The sequence below is a fragment of the Couchioplanes caeruleus genome, assembly GCF_023499255.1.
Taxonomy (GTDB): Bacteria; Actinomycetota; Actinomycetes; order Mycobacteriales; family Micromonosporaceae; genus Actinoplanes; species Actinoplanes caeruleus_A.
Genome location: NZ_CP092183.1, coordinates 2832843 through 2848718, shown reverse-complemented (window position 1 = coordinate 2848718; position 15876 = coordinate 2832843). Strand labels below are relative to the sequence as shown.

General features: G+C 74.8%; 13 protein-coding genes. 2 read left to right on the top strand and 11 right to left on the bottom strand.

Features of this window, described 5'->3' with window-relative positions; genetic code table 11:
• Positions 1–6 precede the first annotated feature (6 nt).
• The 4 genes from alaS to COUCH_RS13315 all read right to left on the bottom strand — a co-directional run bounded on the left by alaS (position 7) and on the right by COUCH_RS13315 (position 4514).
• Positions 7–2691, bottom strand: a complete 2685-nt coding sequence (alaS, locus tag COUCH_RS13330) for an alanine--tRNA ligase (protein WP_249612394.1) — start codon at positions 2689–2691, stop codon at positions 7–9.
• Complete coding sequence (locus tag COUCH_RS13325; protein ID WP_249612393.1) at positions 2688–2990, bottom strand: hypothetical protein; 303 nt, start codon at positions 2988–2990, stop codon at positions 2688–2690. Before COUCH_RS13325 ends, alaS begins: the two co-directional genes overlap by 4 nt.
• A gap of 34 nt (positions 2991–3024) precedes the next feature.
• Positions 3025–3483 (bottom strand): DUF948 domain-containing protein, encoded by a 459-nt coding sequence (locus COUCH_RS13320; protein ID WP_249612392.1) that lies wholly within the window; start codon positions 3481–3483, stop codon positions 3025–3027.
• Between the two features lie 86 nt (positions 3484–3569).
• Positions 3570–4514 carry a hypothetical protein gene (locus COUCH_RS13315; protein WP_249612391.1) on the bottom strand — a complete coding sequence of 315 codons (945 nt, stop codon included), beginning with the start codon at positions 4512–4514 and terminating at the stop codon, positions 3570–3572.
• Between the two features lie 651 nt (positions 4515–5165).
• Here COUCH_RS13315 and COUCH_RS13310 point away from each other — a divergent pair.
• Positions 5166–6530 (top strand): hypothetical protein, encoded by a 1365-nt coding sequence (locus tag COUCH_RS13310; RefSeq protein WP_249612390.1) that lies wholly within the window; start codon positions 5166–5168, stop codon positions 6528–6530.
• 1070 nt (positions 6531–7600) lie between these two features.
• Here the strand turns inward: COUCH_RS13310 and COUCH_RS13305 are convergent.
• From COUCH_RS13305 to COUCH_RS13290, 4 genes are all read right to left on the bottom strand, one after another.
• Complete coding sequence (locus COUCH_RS13305; RefSeq protein ID WP_249612389.1) at positions 7601–9244, bottom strand: replication-associated recombination protein A; 1644 nt, start codon at positions 9242–9244, stop codon at positions 7601–7603.
• 78 nt (positions 9245–9322) lie between these two features.
• Positions 9323–9532, bottom strand: a complete 210-nt coding sequence (locus tag COUCH_RS13300) for a hypothetical protein (RefSeq protein WP_199513532.1) — start codon at positions 9530–9532, stop codon at positions 9323–9325.
• A gap of 71 nt (positions 9533–9603) precedes the next feature.
• Complete coding sequence (locus COUCH_RS13295; RefSeq protein WP_249612388.1) at positions 9604–10869, bottom strand: MFS transporter; 1266 nt, start codon at positions 10867–10869, stop codon at positions 9604–9606.
• Positions 10866–11426 (bottom strand): helix-turn-helix domain-containing protein, encoded by a 561-nt coding sequence (locus tag COUCH_RS13290; protein ID WP_249612387.1) that lies wholly within the window; start codon positions 11424–11426, stop codon positions 10866–10868. Before COUCH_RS13290 ends, COUCH_RS13295 begins: the two co-directional genes overlap by 4 nt.
• Before the next feature lie 58 nt (positions 11427–11484).
• Here COUCH_RS13290 and COUCH_RS13285 point away from each other — a divergent pair, with 58 nt between their 5' ends.
• Positions 11485–11967: a GNAT family N-acetyltransferase gene (locus tag COUCH_RS13285; RefSeq protein WP_249612386.1), complete on the top strand. Its 483-nt coding sequence runs from the start codon at positions 11485–11487 to the stop codon at positions 11965–11967.
• Here the strand turns inward: COUCH_RS13285 and COUCH_RS39020 are convergent.
• From COUCH_RS39020 to COUCH_RS13265, 3 genes are all read right to left on the bottom strand, one after another.
• On the bottom strand, positions 11951–13273 hold the full coding sequence (locus COUCH_RS39020; protein WP_346015982.1) for a sugar nucleotide-binding protein: 1323 nt from the start codon (positions 13271–13273) through the stop codon (positions 11951–11953). The two genes, COUCH_RS13285 and COUCH_RS39020, sit on opposite strands and share 17 nt — an antisense overlap.
• The gene (gene aspS, locus COUCH_RS13270; protein ID WP_249612385.1) at positions 13273–15075 is read right to left on the bottom strand and encodes an aspartate--tRNA ligase; all 1803 of its coding nucleotides are present in this window, start codon (positions 15073–15075) and stop codon (positions 13273–13275) included. The genes COUCH_RS39020 and aspS overlap by 1 nt, the downstream gene beginning before the upstream one ends.
• A 143-nt stretch (positions 15076–15218) precedes the next feature.
• Positions 15219–15860, bottom strand: a complete 642-nt coding sequence (locus COUCH_RS13265; RefSeq protein ID WP_249612384.1) for a hypothetical protein — start codon at positions 15858–15860, stop codon at positions 15219–15221.
• Between the last annotated feature and the right edge of the window lie 16 nt (positions 15861–15876).

Below are 15876 nucleotides of genomic sequence, written 5' to 3'. Positions count from 1 at the left end.
TCCCTCTCAGGCGGCGTCGCCGACCGCCTTCTCCACCGCGGCCAGCAGCGCGGGAACCTGGTCGGCGGGCACGCCACCGCCCTGCGCGAGGTCGGCGTTGCCGCCGCCCCGCCCGGACAGTGCGCCCTTGACGAGGTCCGCCGCGGACAGGCCGCGACCCTTCGCCGTCGCGTTGACCGCTACGATCAGTGACGCCTTGCCGTTCGCGCGGGCCGCGACCGCCACCACCGCCGGACGCCCGGCGTCGATCTTGCCGCGGATCTCCTGGGCAAGGGTACGCACGTCGTTCGTGGCCGCGCCCTCCGGTGCCTCGGTGCCGACGAACGCCACGCCCCTCAGGTCCCGAGCCTGCGCGGCGAGCGCACCGGCACCGCCGAGCACCATCTGCGCGCGCATCTTCTCGAGCTCCTTCTCCGCGTCGCGCAGCGCCGTGACGGTCTGCTCGACCCGGTCGCCGACCTGGTCGGCCGGCACCCGGAACATCTCCGCGAGGCGGCTGACGAGCAGGTGCTCCTTGGCCAGGAAGCCGAACGCGTCGATGCCCACGAGCGCCTCGACCCGGCGTACGCCGGAGCCGATCGACGACTCGTTGAGGATCTTCACGAGCCCCAGCTGGCCGGAGCGGGCGACGTGCGTACCGCCGCAGAGTTCACGCGCGTAGTCGCCGACTTCAACCACTCGGACCTCGTCGCCGTACTTCTCCCCGAACAGGGCCATCGCGCCGAGCCGGCGCGCCTCCTCCTGCGAGGTGATGAACGCGTGCACTTCGAGGTCCCGCAGCAGCACCTCGTTGACCTGCTGCTCGACGTCGTGCAACACGCTGTGCGGCATGGCGCCCGGGGTGTTGAAGTCGAAGCGCAGCCGGCCGGGCGCGTTGAGCGAGCCCGCCTGCGTCGCCGACTCGCCCAGGAACGAGCGCATCGTCTGGTGGATCAGGTGGGTCGCGGTGTGCGACCGGGAGATCGCCTTGCGCCGGGTCACGTCGATCTCGGCGAAGCCCGCCTCGCCCGCGCGCACCTCGCCGCGCACCACCCGCGCCTTGTGCACGATCAGGCCCGGCAGCGGCTGCTGCACGTCGACGACCTCGACCTGGCCGCCGCCCACGTTGATCAGGCCGGTGTCGGCCTGCTGGCCGCCGCCCTCGGCGTAGAACGGGGTACTGTCCAGCACCAGCTCGACGTAGTCGCCCTCGCCGGCCGCCGGGAGGCTCGCGCCGCCGCCGCCGAGCAGCGCCCGGACCCGCGACTCCCGGGAGACCTCGGCGTAGCCGGTGAACTCCACCGGGCCGCCCGCGTCGAGCACCGAGCGGTACGCCGACAGGTCCGCGTGACCCGTCTTGCGCGCGGCGGCGTCCGCCTTCGCGCGGGCCCGCTGGTCCGCCATGAGCCGGCGGAAGCCCTCCTGGTCGACGCTGAGCCCCTGCTCCTGCGCGATCTCCAGGGTCAGGTCGATCGGGAAGCCGTACGTGTCGTGCAGCTGGAACGCCTGGTCGCCGGAGAGCGCCTTGCCGCCCTTCGACCTGGTCTCGGTGATCGCGGTGTCGAGGATCGTCGTGCCCGCGCGCAGCGTGGACAGGAACGCCTCCTCCTCCGCGTACGCGTACGTGGAGATCCGCTCGAACTCCTTCTCGAGCTCCGGGTACGACGGCGCCATGCAGTCGCGCGCCACCGGCAGCAGCTCGGGCAGCGCGGGCGCCTGCCAGCCCAGCAGCCGCATCGACCGGATCGCCCGGCGCATGATGCGGCGCAGCACGTAGCCGCGGCCCTCGTTGCTGGGCGTCACGCCGTCGCCGATGAGCATCAGCGCGGTGCGCACGTGGTCGGCGATCACACGCAGCCGCACGTCGTCCGGGTGCGACTGGTTGGCCGCGTGGCCGGAGTGCGCGCCGTACGTCTTGCCGGTCAGCTCGGCCGCGCGCGCCAGGATCGGCCGGACCTCATCGATCTCGTACAGGTTGTCGACGCCCTGCAGGATCGACGCGATGCGCTCCAGGCCCATGCCGGTGTCGATGTTCTGCTTCGGCAGGTCACCGACGATCCGGAACTCCTCCTTGTTCTTCACGTCGGCGATCTCGTACTGCATGAAGACGAGGTTCCAGAACTCGAGGTAGCGGTCCTCGTCGACCTCCGGGCCGCCCTCCTGCCCGTACGCCGGTCCGCGGTCGTAGTAGAGCTCCGAGCACGGGCCCGCGGGGCCGGGGATGCCCATCGACCAGAAGTTGTCCTTCTTGCCGCGGCGCACGATCCGCTCGGCGGGCATGCCGGTCTGCCGCCAGATGTCGATGGCCTCGTCGTCGTCGAGGTAGACCGTCGCCCAGATGCGCTCCGGGTCGAGGCCGAAGCCGCCCTGCTCGACCGGCTTGGTGCACAGCTCCCAGGCGAGGGGGATCGCGCCCGCCTTGAAGTAGTCGCCGAACGAGAAGTTGCCGTTCATCTGGAAGAACGTGCCGTGCCGCGAGGTCTTGCCGACCTCGTCGATGTCGGGCGTACGGATGCACTTCTGCACGCTGACCGCCCGCTCGTACGGCGGGGTGCGCTGGCCCAGGAAGAACGGCACGAACTGGACCATGCCGGCGTTGATGAACAGCAGGTTCGGGTCGTCGATGGCGGGCAGCGGGGCACTCGGCACGACCGTGTGCCCGTTGGCCTCGAAATGCGCCAGATAGCGCCGCTTGATCTCCGCCGTCTTCATCGCTGACCCTCCTGGGCGTGGCGCCCGTGTGTGCCGTCCTCGTCGTCACGGAGGTCGGCGAACCTGTCCTCGTACAGCTCACCCGCGGCGAACGCCGCGTGGATCTCCTGCTCGCGCTCGGCCATGCCCTCGCGCACGTCATCCACGAAGCTACGCAGGGACTCCACCAGGCCGCCAGCCGATTCCGACAGCGACGTGGCGATGCCCGAGGGGGTGAACTCGTTCGCCTTCTTCGTGACCTTGCGGACGACGATGGCGCCGACGGCCAGGCCCACGCCCAGCCAGAGCAACCGCTTCATGGTCTTCTCTCCGGTTTCTGTGGCGGGCCGGACGTCAACGGGAGGCGCGCGCGGCCCGGCGGCGCTGCTTCAGGGAGGAGCGGACCTCACGCTCCTCCTCGGCGTGCCGGCGGGCGGCGGCGGCCTTGCGCACGCCGTACCCGAAGGACGCGACCTTGACCAGCGGGTTGGCGGCGGCGGCCGACACCACGGTGACCAGGTTCGCCACGTTGGCGGTGACGTTCTGGGCGTGCTCGGTCATCGTGTCGATCTTCGCGAGCTGGACGTTCACACCGTCCAAAGAGACCTGCACCTGGCCGAGCGCCGTGTTCACGCTGTCCACCGTCTCGGTGACGTTGCCCAGCAGCGGGCCGGTGCGGTCGGTCAGGTCGTTGATCGCCCGGGTCGCGGCGTCCACGGTGTGCCGCAACTTCAGGATCGGCACGGCGAGCACCAGCACGAGCATCAGGAACGCGCCCGCCGCGATCAGGCCTGCGATTTCTCCGGCGTTCATTACACGCGTCTCCTCTACCGACGGCCGCTTTGCGTGACAACGTGCAGACCCTACCGTCCGTCACCGCGGACCGCGTCACGACGCTCTCAGCTCGCGGACGGGCTGGGCTCCAGCAGGGGGTCGTTGGTCAGCACGGGGTCGGGCGTCACGCCGACCAGCGAGGGATCCACGGCGGGCTCGGGCTTGCCGCGCTCGTCCGTGACCGCGTTCTGCACCTTGATGCTGACGGTCGACCCGGTGCACTTCTTCGGGTCGGGCGTCTCCACCACCCCGTCGGGCCCGACGGACGGCACAGTGTCCGGATCCTGCGCCGCGACGGCGTCCACCGCGCACTCGGGCAGGCGTACCCACAGGTCCAGAGTGAACTCGTCCCGCGTCCAGCAGCTGTATTTACCCTCGGTGGTGGGCTGATCGGTGCACTCCCCGCCGCGTGCCTTCCAGCCGGCGGACGTCAGCGCGGCCGCGTACGCCCGGTTGGTCTCCTCGAACGGCCGCTCGGACTGGGCGACCCGCTCCCGGAACGTGCAGTCCAGGAAGCACCACCGGCTGCCACTGCTGCGGTCCTCGGCCTGCTTGTCGGCCCAGGCCGGCACGTCGAGGGCGTCCAGCGAGGTGAACACGGGGTCACGGGTGGCCGACCAGACCCCGAAGAACACCGGCAGCAGGCCCAGGACCAGCACGCTCAGCGAGACCAGGGTGAGCACCCGCAGGCGGCGCTTGGCCCGCATCTGCCGGCGGATCTCCGTCCGCGCCCCGCGCAGACCGCCGAGCGGCCCGCCGCTCTCCTGCTCATCGCCGGCCGTGGCCGACCGTACGGCGGGAGCGTCGTCTGTCATCCGTCCGGCGCTGACCGCTGCGACGGCCCGGCCCGCGGGGACGTCGGCTCCGGGCGCGCCGGGGGCGGCGGGCGGCCCGACGGGTACGGCCTTGGCGACGGCTCGGCCGCCGGGGACCTTCGCGGCGGCCCGGCTGCCGGAGACCTCACCGGGTCCGCGGCCGGGGACCTCCGCGGCACCACGGCGACCGGGCACGTCGGCGGTTCCGCGACCGGGCACGTCAGCCGTCCCGCGACCGGGCACGTCAGCCGTCCCGCGACCGGGCACCTCGGCGGTTCCCCGGCCGCCTGGCGCGTCGGCGGTGCCGCGGCGGCCGGTGGGTTCGGCGGCCGGGCGGCCGGGCGGGGCGTCGGCGGGGGCACCGGACACGGGGCCCGCGCTGCCCGCGATTCCGCGGCGGCCGGGGGCGCCGGAGACGGGCCCGGAAGCGCCGGAGACCCGGCCGGGAACGCCGGAGACCGGGCCGGGGGCGCCAGGGCCGCCTTGCCGGGCGGGAACGCCGGAGACCGGGCCGGCACTGCCCGCGCCGCCGCGCCGGCCGGGAACACCCGAGACCGGACCGGCACTACCTGCGCCGCCGCGCCGGCCGGGAACACCCGAGACCGGACCGGCACTACCTGCGCCGCCGCGCCGGCCGGGAACACCCGAGACCGGACCGGCACTGCCCGCGCCGCCGCGTCGGGAGGCGGTGCCCGGCAACGGGCCGGTGCCGTCCGGGCCGGTGGGCGTCACGGGGGCGCGGCCGGGAGCACCCGGTCCCGCCACGTCGGTGGGCATGCCGGGACCGGCCATTCCGGCGGGCATACCAGGGCCGGCCACGCCGCCGGGCATGCCGGGGCCGGCGGGTTGTCCGGGGACGGCTCGGCCCGCCACCGCTCGACCGGTCTGCGGGCCGGGTCGCTGACCGGTCTGCTGACCCGGTACGGGACCGCCGGGGGTGGCGCGACCCGGAGCCGGGCGGCCACCCGGCTGGTTCTGGGGCGGCTGGCCGGGAACGGCACGGCCGGGCGGCACCGCACCGGTACGACCGGGCTGCTCGGGCGCCGGACGACCGGTTTGCGGCGCGCCGGGACGGCCGGGCTGCTCAGAACCGGGATGGCCGGGCTGCGCCGCGCCGGGACGGCCGGGCTGCTCAGAACCGGGGTGGCCGGGCTGCGCCGCGCCGGGACGGCCGGGCTGGTCGGGCCCTGGACGGCCGGGCTGGTCAGGGGTGGGGCGGGCGCCGGGCTGGTTCTGGGGCGGCTGGCCGGGGCGGGCGACCCGTCCCGTGCCTCGCGGGGGTGCTCCGGGCGTACGGGCGCCGGCCTGCGCGATCTGGCCGGTCGTGCCGATCACTCCGGACGTGCTGCCGGCCATGGCGCCGGCGCGGCCGGGGACGGCGGGGCTGCGTACGCCCTCACGGCCGGGGACGACGGGCGGGACGACCGCCGCCGACGCGCGCGCCGGTGGCGTGATGGGGCCGGTGCCGCCGGGTCCCTGCCCGCGGCGGTCCGGCGTGGGGCCGGTGCGGCCGGACGGCAGCGGGCCGGTGTGGCGGCCGAAGCCCGTACCCGGCTCCTCCTGGGCGTCCGGGCGTCCGTGCCGGCCGCTCTGCTCGCCGGGGTGACCGTCGGGGCGGGCCCGGCCGGCGGCACCGGTGTTGCGCGAACCGAACGACGGCCCGTCCGCACCGGGGATGGCGGAGACGGGACGGCTGGCGCCGCTCACCGGGCGCGCGGCACCGCCGCCGGTCTCATGCCGGCCCACCGGTCCGGGGCCACCGGGGCCCTCGTGCCGCCCTGCGGGGCTGCCCGGGCCGTCGTGCCGGCCCGCCGGGGCGCCGGGACTCTCGTGCCGGCCCGCGGGCGCGGCCGGGCTCTCGTGCCGGCCCGCGGGACCGGACGGCGCCGGGCCGGGGCCGCGGCGTCCGCCGGTCGTGAAGCCGCCGACCTGGTCGGGAGCCGCGTGGCCACCCACCTGGTCCGGCGCGGCATGGCCACCGCGCGGCACAGGACCGGACCGACCGGCACGACCCGACGGGATCGGGCCCGTTCCACCGGGCGGCACCTGACCGGCACGACCCGACGGGATCGGGCCCGTTCCACCGGGCGGCACCTGACCGGTGCGGCCGGACGGGATCGGGCCGGTGCCGGTGCCGGTGGGCGGCGGGGCGGCGTGTCCGGGCTGGCGGGGGGCGTCGTCGAGGTGGCGGGAGCCGCGCCCGGTGGGTGAGACCGGGCGGCCCGGTAGCGGGCCCTGCGGCGGCATGCCGCGGCGGCCGGCGGGCGGTGTCTCGTGGCGGCCGGCGGGTGGTGCCGGTGAGGTCGGCCGGGCGACCGGGACCTCCGGGGCGTTGCCCGAGGCCGGGACGCCGGAGGCCGGCCGGGCAGCCGGGAACCCGCCGGTGGAATAGCCGGGGGTCGCCGGGGAGCCGGGTGGCGGGAAGGAACCGGGCGGCACGCCGCCGGCTCGTTGCGGGTCGATCTGCCGGCGGCCCTGGCCGGGTGCCGGTCCATCGGTGTCGGGCGCGGCACGGCGGCCGGGGCGCGGTGCGGTGCCTCGGGGGTCCTGCCCGGGTGGCGTGGCGGCGCCTCGAGGGCCGCCCTGCGCGGGAGGCGGGGCGGCTCCGCGCGGGCCCTGCGGCGGGGGCATGCCGGGCCGGCCGGCCGACCCCGGCACAGCGGCGCCCCGCGGGCCGGCCGCGAACGGTGGCTCAGCCGGCGAACCGGGCATGGCAGCGCCCGCCGCGCTCCGCGGACCGCCAGCCGGCCCCGGCGCGGCGTCACCTCGAGGACCGGCGGCAGGGCCCGGCGCGGCGCCGCCTCGAGGGCCGGCGGCAGGCCCCGGCGCAGCCCCACCTCGAGGACCGGCGGCGGGCCCAGGCGCGGCGCCGCCTCGGGGACCGGCAGGCGAACCTGGCGCGGCCGCGCCCCGGGTGCCTCGCGGCGACGGGGGCCCGGCGGGTGAGCGGGGTGCCGGCATGGGTACGCCGGAGGACGGCCGGGAGGCGGGCGGTGCCGAGGTCGGCAGGGCCGGGAACGGGTCGTTGGCGGCCGGGTCGTCCGGGCCGGGGGCGGTGCGGCCGCTCTTGCTGGTGCGGCCCTCGCCGGGTGCCGTGCCGGGGCCGATCGCGCCGCCCTGCTCCTTGGCCGTACGCAGGTCGTCGAGCCAGCCGGTCTCCTCGCCGGAGATCTCCTGCGGCTCGACCGGTTCGGGGCGGCCGCGTCCGAACAGGCGGCGACCGCGGCCGGTTTGTTCGGCGCGCTGGTCGTCGTAGTCGTCAGGCTCGGCACCGCGCCTGCTCACGGCTGGTCCTCTCCGGCGGCTGTGCCGCTGTCGTCACGCTCCGGGACTTCGGAGGAAGTCCCGGCCGAACCCGTCGCCCCCGCGGCGGCGCGAGGATCGTCCGGCGGTCCGGCCGACCCGGCGCCAGGCGACGCCGCAACGCCCGAGGCCCGGTAGGCACCCGAGGCACCCGAGGCCACGGAAGCACCCGCAGCACCCGAGGCACCCGAGGCACCCGGGCCCCCGGAAGCGCTCGAGGCGCCGGAAGCATCCGCGACGGAGGCGGCCGCACCGCCCCGGACGATTTTGCGGAGCCGGGGCAAACGCTCCGCCACCGCGCGTTCGGCACCGTGGTCGGTCGGGGTGTAGTAGTCCGCGCCGATCAGATCATCCGGCACGTACTGCTGCCTCACAACTCCCCTGGGGTCGTCGTGTGGATAGCGGTAGCCCTTGCCGTGCCCGAGGCCGCGGGAGCCCGGGTAGTGGGCGTCGCGCAGGTGGGGCGGGACCGGACCGCCGCGGCCTGCGCGGACGTCGGCGATCGCGGCGGAGATGGCGGTCGTGACGGTGTTGGACTTGGGGGCCGTGGCCAGGTGCACCACGGCCTGTGCCAGGTTGAGCTGGGCCTCCGGCAGGCCGACCGACTGCACGGCCTGGGCCGCGGCGGTCGCCACGAGCAGGGCCTGCGGGTCCGCCATGCCGACGTCCTCGCTGGCGAAGATGACGATACGGCGGGCGATGAAGCGGGGGTCCTCGCCGGCCACGAGCATGCGGGCCAGCCAGTGCAGGGCCGCGTCCGGGTCCGAGCCGCGCATGCTCTTGATGAACGCGCTGGTCACGTCGTAGTGGGCGTCGCCGTCACGGTCGTAGCGCACGGCGGCGACGTCGACCGCCTTCTCCGCCGTGGCGAGGTCGATCCCGGTGGCGCCCTGGGCCGTCGCGGACGCGGCCGCCGCCTCGAGCGCCGTCAGCGCCTTGCGGACGTCGCCGCCTGCCAGACGTACGAGATGATCTTCGGCTTCCGTGGAGAGCGTGACCGCGCCGCCCAGGCCGCGCTCGTCGGTGACCGCGCGGCGGATGAGGCGGCGTACGTCGTCCTCGTCGAGCGCCTGCAGCGTGAGCAGCACGCAGCGGGAGAGCAGCGGGGAGATGACCGAGAAGTACGGGTTCTCCGTGGTGGCCGCGAGCAGCGTGACCGTACGGTCCTCGACGGCGGCCAGCAGCGAGTCCTGCTGCGTCTTGCTGAAGCGGTGCACCTCGTCGATGAACAGCACCGTGGGCGGCCCGCCGGCGCGGCGTTCGCGGCGGGCGGTGTCGATGACGGCGCGGACGTCCTTGACCCCGGCGGTCAGGGCGGACATGGCCACGAACGTGCGGTCGGTGGCCGCGGCGACGAGGTGCGCGATCGTGGTCTTGCCGGTGCCGGGCGGGCCCCACAGGATGACCGACATCGGGGTGGTGCCGGTGACGAGCTGACGCAGCGGGGCGCCGGGGGCGAGCAGGTGGCGCTGGCCGACGAGCTCGTCGATGCCGGCCGGGCGCATGCGCACCGGCAGCGGCGAGTCGGCCGTCGGACGGGTGAGGCCGGACTCCGCACCGGCCGGCGACGCGGTGCGGACGCCGCCGGGCCTGTCCAGGGGGAAGAGTCCGTCGAAATCCATCGGCACCGACAGTACCGGCCCGCCCTCCGGTGCCGGAAATGCACCGTTTGCGGGCGGGCCGGGATGGTACGCGGTTCGTCAGCCGCGGCCGGGGCGCCGGCCGTAGAAGCGGCGGCCACTGCCCGAGCCGGAGCGCGGGCCACTGCCGACGCCGGCGAGGTAGAGCGAGAGCAGCAGCAGGCCCAGCGAGGCGAAGGTGGGGAAGTTGAACAGATCGGTCGTCTTCACGTCGAACAGGTCGAGAAGCAGGTAGATACCGAAGACGACGGCCGCGGCGATCGCGAGCATGGGGTCCTCCATGTGGGGGGTGAGAGCACTTGGCCCGCTCATACCCGGGTGCTGGTCGCGCGCAAACCCCATCACGGCGCGGGTACGACCTCCTGCGGCCCGGCCGCCACGGTTTCCGGCGTGGCCCGCCGCCCGACCAGGTACAGCGGCGCGGCGGCCGCCAGCACCGCGGCACCCAGCAGCAGTGCCGCCACGAGGCTCACGTGCGCGGCGACCGCCGTCAGGACGACCAGGCCGAGCGCGCCGGCGGGCTGACCGACCATCGAGTTCAGCGAGAGCAGGCTCGCCCGGTACGGGCCGTCGACCTGCCGGTGCAGCAGTCCGTTGTGGACCGGGGACGCGGCGCCGTGGACGGTGTAGCAGATCAGGAACGCCGCGACGACGCCCACCGGACCCGCGAACACGGCCATGCCGACGACGGTCAGCCCCTGCAGGATCCGCAGGGTGAAGCCGGTCCAGGGCGCGCCGATCCGGCGGGCGAGCAACGGGACCAGCGCGGCCCCGGCGGCGGAGGCGAGCCAGGCCGCCGAGCCGACCGGGCCCATCAGCGCCGACGCCTCGGTGGGGTCGCCCAGCACGTCGGCCAGGCGTACGGGGGTCAGGCTCTCGAAAGTGATCATGCCGAAGCCCCAGAAGACCTCCACCGCGACCAGCGCCACGATGACGCGGGAGCGGCGCAGCAGCCGCAGCGCTCCCCCGACGGCCGCCGGGACCCCGCGGACGGAGGCGGCCAGCGCGGCGAGGCCCCGGCCCGGGCGCTCCTCGGTCATCAGCATCGCCACCGCGACCATGGAGACGATCTGCAGCGCCAGGGCGACGTACACGGGCAGGCTCAGCGCGGTGACCGGGCCGATCGGGCCGAGGGCGACCAGGCCGCCGGTGATGAGGGCGCCGGCCGCGATGGCGACGCCGAGCACCGCGCCGCTGCGGCTCAGCCCGGTCTCGATGTCCGCCCGGTCGTCCGCGGCCAGCGCGTGGTCGACGTACCAGGCTTCGAGGGGTCCGCTGTCGAGCGCACGGTAGACGCCCTGCAGGACGTAGAAGACGACGAAGAGCGCGACCGAGTCGGCCACTGTGAGCAGCATGAGCGCGGCGATGTCGACGGCGCCGGCCAGGAGCAGCACGGGCCGGCGACCCAACGCGTCGGACAGGCCGCCGGTCGGCAGCTCGAGAAGCAGCACGGTGATGCCCTGCAGGGCCGCGGCCGACCCGTACTGGGCCAGGGTCAGCCCGCGTTCCAGCGGGAGCAGGACGATCACCGGGATCATCAGGCCCACCGGCAGCCAGCGCAGGGCGATCAGCACGAGGAAGCGGCGGCGCGCCTGGTCGGCGGTCACTTGTCGACCCTCGGCATGCCGTACATGAAGAAGACGACCTGCCGCGCGCCCGGTGCCGGACCGGCCTCGCGGTAGCGCTCGACGACCGCGGCGAGCTCGGCCTGCAAGTCGTTCATCTGGTCCGGGGACAGGTCCAGCCAGTGGTCGGCGAAGTTGGCGGCCTGACGCCACTCGGGGGACTCGTCGTCACGGGCACGCTGCCAGGCCTCGGCGCGCTCGACCATCGTCTCCAGCGCGCGGCTCTCGAGCCAGTCGGACGCGGCGGTCGCGTCGGCGTCGCCGGTGTAGTTGTCGCGCTGCCAGCTCGAGACCTCGTGCGCGGAGCGCCACCACCGTTCCCGGCCGCCGCCGGGCCGCTCCTCCTCGACGACGAGACCCGCGTCGGCGAGCTGCCGCAGGTGATAGCTCGTCGCCCCGGTGTTGGTGTCCAGTGCCTGCGCCAGCCGGGTCGCGGTGGCCGGCCCGTCCAGGCGCAGCCGGCCCAGCAGCCGGAACCGCAGCGGGTGAGCGAGCACGCGGATCTGCTTGGCATCGAGGTGGACCTCACGCTGTTCCATAACGAGCACAATACCTATGCACAGAAATTGTGCAAGCCTTCTGTGCAAGGATGTGGTCATGATCGAGACGAGGCAGGCGGGACCGGCGGACTCCACCGAGCTGATGCGGCTGCGCAAGGTCATGCTCGACTCGATGCGCGACACCCCCAGCCCCGCCGGCGAGTGGCTGGACGTCGGCCGCGCGCTCCTGCAACGGCAGCTCGCCGACCCGGACGGCAACCTCGCCGCGTTCGTCGTCGACCGCCCCGACGCACCCGGTCTCGCGGCCTGCGTCGTGGGCGCGGTGGATCAGCGCCTCCCGAACCCGTCCGACCCGACCGGGCTCCGGGGGTACGTCTACAGCGTCGCGACGGAACCGTCGTACCGCCGCCGCGGCTACTCCCGCGCCTGCATGACCGCACTCATCGACTGGTACGCCCGCCGCGGCATCCGCGCCGTCGACCTGCGCGCCTCGCGGGACGGCGAACCGCTCTACGCGTCGCTGGGGTTCCGCCGTACGCCCGACCCGGCCATGCGGCTGATCGTCAGCCGGCCAGCTTGAACAGCAGCGTGGTCTCCCACTTGTGCATGTCGGGCTCCACGGCCGGATCGGTCCGCAGCACCTCCAGCCGGGCGCCCCACACCTCACCCTCGGGCGTCGGCGTACGGTCCCACTCCAGCCCGCGCCGCTGAGCCCAGTCCAGCAGGCTCGCGGTGACCCCCATCAGCTCGTCCGGGTGCCCGACGTGCGTCACGGTCGCGTACCGCCCGGCGGGCAGCACGTCGACGAACACCGGCTCGACCACCTCGATCGGCGCACTCAGCGGAATGCCCGCCTCGACCACCAGCTCCGCCGACATGTCGATCACCCGGTACCGGAAGAACGGCGCCCCGGCCGGCGCGACGCCCCGCTCCCCCAGCCACCCGAACATCCCGGGCAGATGATCGGCCACCCGGGCGAACTCGGTCATGGTGATCGACTCGCGCCGACCGACGTACACCTGCTCGGAGCGCTCCACGATGGTGGGTTCAGCCAGCATGACCTCATCATGACGGCTCCGCGGTCCGAGCGCCTCCGCCACCGGGCGCAGCGGCGTCCTGAGCAGGCCCGCGGCCCGGGCCGAGTCGAGGCGGATGCAACCCGGCCGATGGCCCAGTCCGCCCTCAGCGGTCGTGCACGCCGGAACCGAAGCGGGGTCGAGGCCGTGGGAGCGCGCCACCAGCCGGCCGAGGTCAGCACGGGTCAGCGCCTCGGGGCCGGCCACATTGATCGTCCCCGCGTGGTCCGAGGCCGCCAGTTCGAGAATCGCCGCGGCCAGGTCCGTGGCATCGATCGGGCAGCGGATCTCGTCGGTGAACAGCGCGCCCGAGCGGCGGCCGGTGGCCAGGGCCAGGGCCAGGCGGACCTGTTTGCTGCGGTCGTCGCCCACGATCAGGGACGTGCGGACGACGACGGCCGCCGGGTCGATCGCCGCGACCGCGGTCTCCCCCGCCGCCTTGGCCGCGCCATACGGATAGATCGGGGTCGGGGGGTCGTCGTCGGCGTACGGTTCCGGGCGCCCCGCGTGCACGGCGTCCGACGACACGTGGACCAGGCGGGCGCCCACTGTGGACGCGCCGAGGGCCACGTTCGCGGCGCCGTCCGCGCAGATCGCCCAGCTGTCCGAACGGTAGGCGGTGTTGACGATCAGGTGCGGGCGGACCGAGGCGGCCAGCGAGAGGAACGCCGCGCGGTCGGTGACGTCCACAGCGGTCCAGCCGGTCGCCGTGGTCGTGGCCGTGCCCACCACGTCGTGGCCGGCCGCCGACGCGAGCCGTGCCAGCTCTCCGCCGAGGTGGCCGCTCGCGCCGACGACCAGCGCGCGCATCAGTTGGAGCGTTCCACCGGTACGGCCTGGCCGTCGGTGCCCGGTGTGCCCGCGCCGGCCTTCGCCTTGGCGTCGATGCCGGCCTCCTTGCGCTGCTCCGCCGTGATCGGCGTCGGGGCGCCGGTCAGCGGGTCGAAGCCGCCGCGGGTCTTCGGGAAGGCGATGACCTCGCGGATGGACTCGTTGCCCGAGAGCAACATGCAGGTGCGGTCCCAGCCGATCGCGATGCCGGCGTGCGGGGGCGGGCCGTACTTGAAGGCCTCGAGGAGGAAGCCGAACTTGTCCTGGGCCTCCTCGGGGGAGATGCCGAGCAGGTCGAAGACGCGGCTCTGCACGTCGGCGCGGTGGATACGGACGCTGCCGCCGCCGATCTCGTTGCCGTTGCAGACGATGTCGTACGCGTACGCGAGGGCCTGGTCCGGCGCGGACTCGAAATTGTCCATCCACTCCGCGTTGGGGCTGGTGAACGGGTGGTGCACGGCCGTCCAGCCGCCCTCGTCCGTCTTCTCGAACATCGGCGCGTCGACGACCCAGCAGAACGCCCACGCGGACTCGTCGATCAGGCCGGAGCGCTTGGCGATCTCGATGCGGGCCGCGCCGAGCAGCTCCTGGGCCTCCCGGCGCTCGGTCGCCGCGGCGAAGAAGACCGCGTCGCCGGGCTTGGCGCCGACCGCGTCGGCGAGGCCCGCGAGGTGTGCGGCCGACAGGTTCTTCGCCACCGGGCCGCGGGGCTCGCCGGTCTCGGCGTCGAGGACCACGTACGCCAGGCCGCGGGCGCCGCGGGCCTTGGCCCAGTCCTGCCAGCCGTCGAGCTCCTTGCGGGTCTGCGAGGCGCCGCCCGGCATGACGACCGCGCCGACGTAGCCGCCCGCGTCGATCGCGCCGGCGAACACGCGGAACTCGGTGCCGCGCAGGTAGTCGGTGAGCTCGGTCAGCTCGACGCCGTAACGCAGGTCGGGCTTGTCGGAGCCGTACCGGTTCATCGCGTCGTGCCAGGTGATCCGCGGGATCGGGGTGGGCACCGTGTAGCCGGCGAGCTCACCCCACAGCTTGCTCACGAGCTCCTCGCCGAGCTCGATGATGTCGTCCTGGGTGACGAACGACATCTCGATGTCGAGCTGGGTGAACTCGGGCTGCCGGTCGGCGCGGAAGTCCTCGTCGCGGTAGCAGCGGGCGATCTGGTAGTACCGCTCCATGCCCGCGACCATCAGGAGCTGCTTGAACAGCTGCGGGGACTGCGGGAGCGCGTACCAGGTGCCGGGCTGCAGGCGTACGGGAACCAGGAAGTCGCGGGCGCCCTCCGGCGTCGACCGCGTCAACGTCGGCGTCTCGATCTCGTTGAAGTCGCGGGCGTGCAGCACCTCACGGGCGATCTGGTTGGCGCGGCTGCGCAGCTTGAGCGCCTTCGCCGGGCCGGAGCGCCGCAGGTCGAGGTAGCGGTACTTCAGGCGCAGGTCGTCGCCGGCCTCGATGTTGTCGTCGACGGGCAGCGGCAGCGGCGCGGCCTCGGAGAGCACGACCAGCTCGCTGGCGACGACCTCGATCGCGCCGGTGGCCAGCTCGGGGTTCTCGTTGCCGGCGGGCCGCGCGGTCACCTCGCCGGTGACCTTGACGCAGAACTCGTTGCGCAGCGCGTGCGCGTCCTCTTCGCGGAAGACGACCTGCACGACGCCCGACGCGTCCCGCAGGTCGACGAAGATCACGCCGCCGTGGTCGCGCCGGCGGGCCACCCACCCGGCGAGCGTCACCGTCTGGCCGGCGTGGTCGGCCCGCAGGCTGCCGGCGTCATGGGTACGGATCACGGGAAGATCTCCTCACACGGGTTCACAGGGCGCACCCGACATTGTGTCAGGAGCGGCCGGGCGCCATCGCCACCGGCCCGGATCAGGCCCGGCCGAGGCCGGCCGCCCACGGTGGCGGGGGTCGCAGCCGGCGGCCCGGCGGCTCACCCCGCGGGCCATGAGGTCGCGCGCAGCGTCGCCGTACCGTCCCCGGTCACCTCCGCGACCTCGACGCGGACCAGGCTGCCGCTGGTCAGCACGCACAGGACCACGCCCTTCGCCACGGAGACGAGCTGCCCGTCGCCGAGCGGGCTGGTCCGGATCGTCTTCGCGCACCCCGCCGCGTCGGTACGGGGATCGACCCCGTCGCCGGCCGCGACCGCACCGGGCGCCAGCGCCAGCCGGGGCCGCTCCCCGCCGCAGCTGCTGTCGTAGCGCAGGTCGCTGACCGGGCCGGGCGCGTTGACCCGAGGCTCGTCGAGGTCGAGGAACGTGATGCCGGTGCAGCCGGCACGGATCTTGAGCTTTTCCTCGGCGTACGAGGCCGCGCCGGCCGGCGACGACGCCGCCGCGGGCATCGGCGAGGGAGCCCGGCCCAGTGCCCGCCACGCCAGCACGGTGGCCGCGCCGGCGACCAGGAGGGCCAGCCCGGCCAGGACGACGGCGGTCACGGCGAGCCGGCGGGGCACCGCGGGCGGTTCGGCCGGCGGCGACGCGGGGCCGAGCCGTTCGGTGGGTCCGTCCGGGTAGCCGTCCGGATCCTGCGTCCCGGCGGCGGGCGAGGTGGGTGCGCGGAAAACGGGCATGGACGACTCCGCTCGA

Bases quoted from the DNA above. Each gene is read 5' to 3' on its own strand.
- alaS (WP_249612394.1), bottom strand. From the start codon at position 2,691: ATGAAGACGGCGGAGATCAAGCGGCGCTATCTGGCGCATTTCGAGGCC.
- COUCH_RS13325 (WP_249612393.1), bottom strand. From the start codon at position 2,990: ATGAAGCGGTTGCTCTGGCTGGGCGTGGGCCTGGCCGTCGGCGCCATC.
- COUCH_RS13320 (WP_249612392.1), bottom strand. From the start codon at position 3,483: ATGAACGCCGGAGAAATCGCAGGCCTGATCGCGGCGGGCGCGTTCCTG.
- COUCH_RS13305 (WP_249612389.1), bottom strand. From the start codon at position 9,244: ATGGATTTCGACGGACTCTTCCCCCTGGACAGGCCCGGCGGCGTCCGC.
- COUCH_RS13300 (WP_199513532.1), bottom strand. From the start codon at position 9,532: ATGCTCGCGATCGCCGCGGCCGTCGTCTTCGGTATCTACCTGCTTCTC.
- COUCH_RS13290 (WP_249612387.1), bottom strand. From the start codon at position 11,426: ATGGAACAGCGTGAGGTCCACCTCGATGCCAAGCAGATCCGCGTGCTC.
- COUCH_RS13285 (WP_249612386.1), top strand. From the start codon at position 11,485: ATGATCGAGACGAGGCAGGCGGGACCGGCGGACTCCACCGAGCTGATG.
- COUCH_RS39020 (WP_346015982.1), bottom strand. From the start codon at position 13,273: ATGCGCGCGCTGGTCGTCGGCGCGAGCGGCCACCTCGGCGGAGAGCTG.
- COUCH_RS13265 (WP_249612384.1), bottom strand. From the start codon at position 15,860: ATGCCCGTTTTCCGCGCACCCACCTCGCCCGCCGCCGGGACGCAGGAT.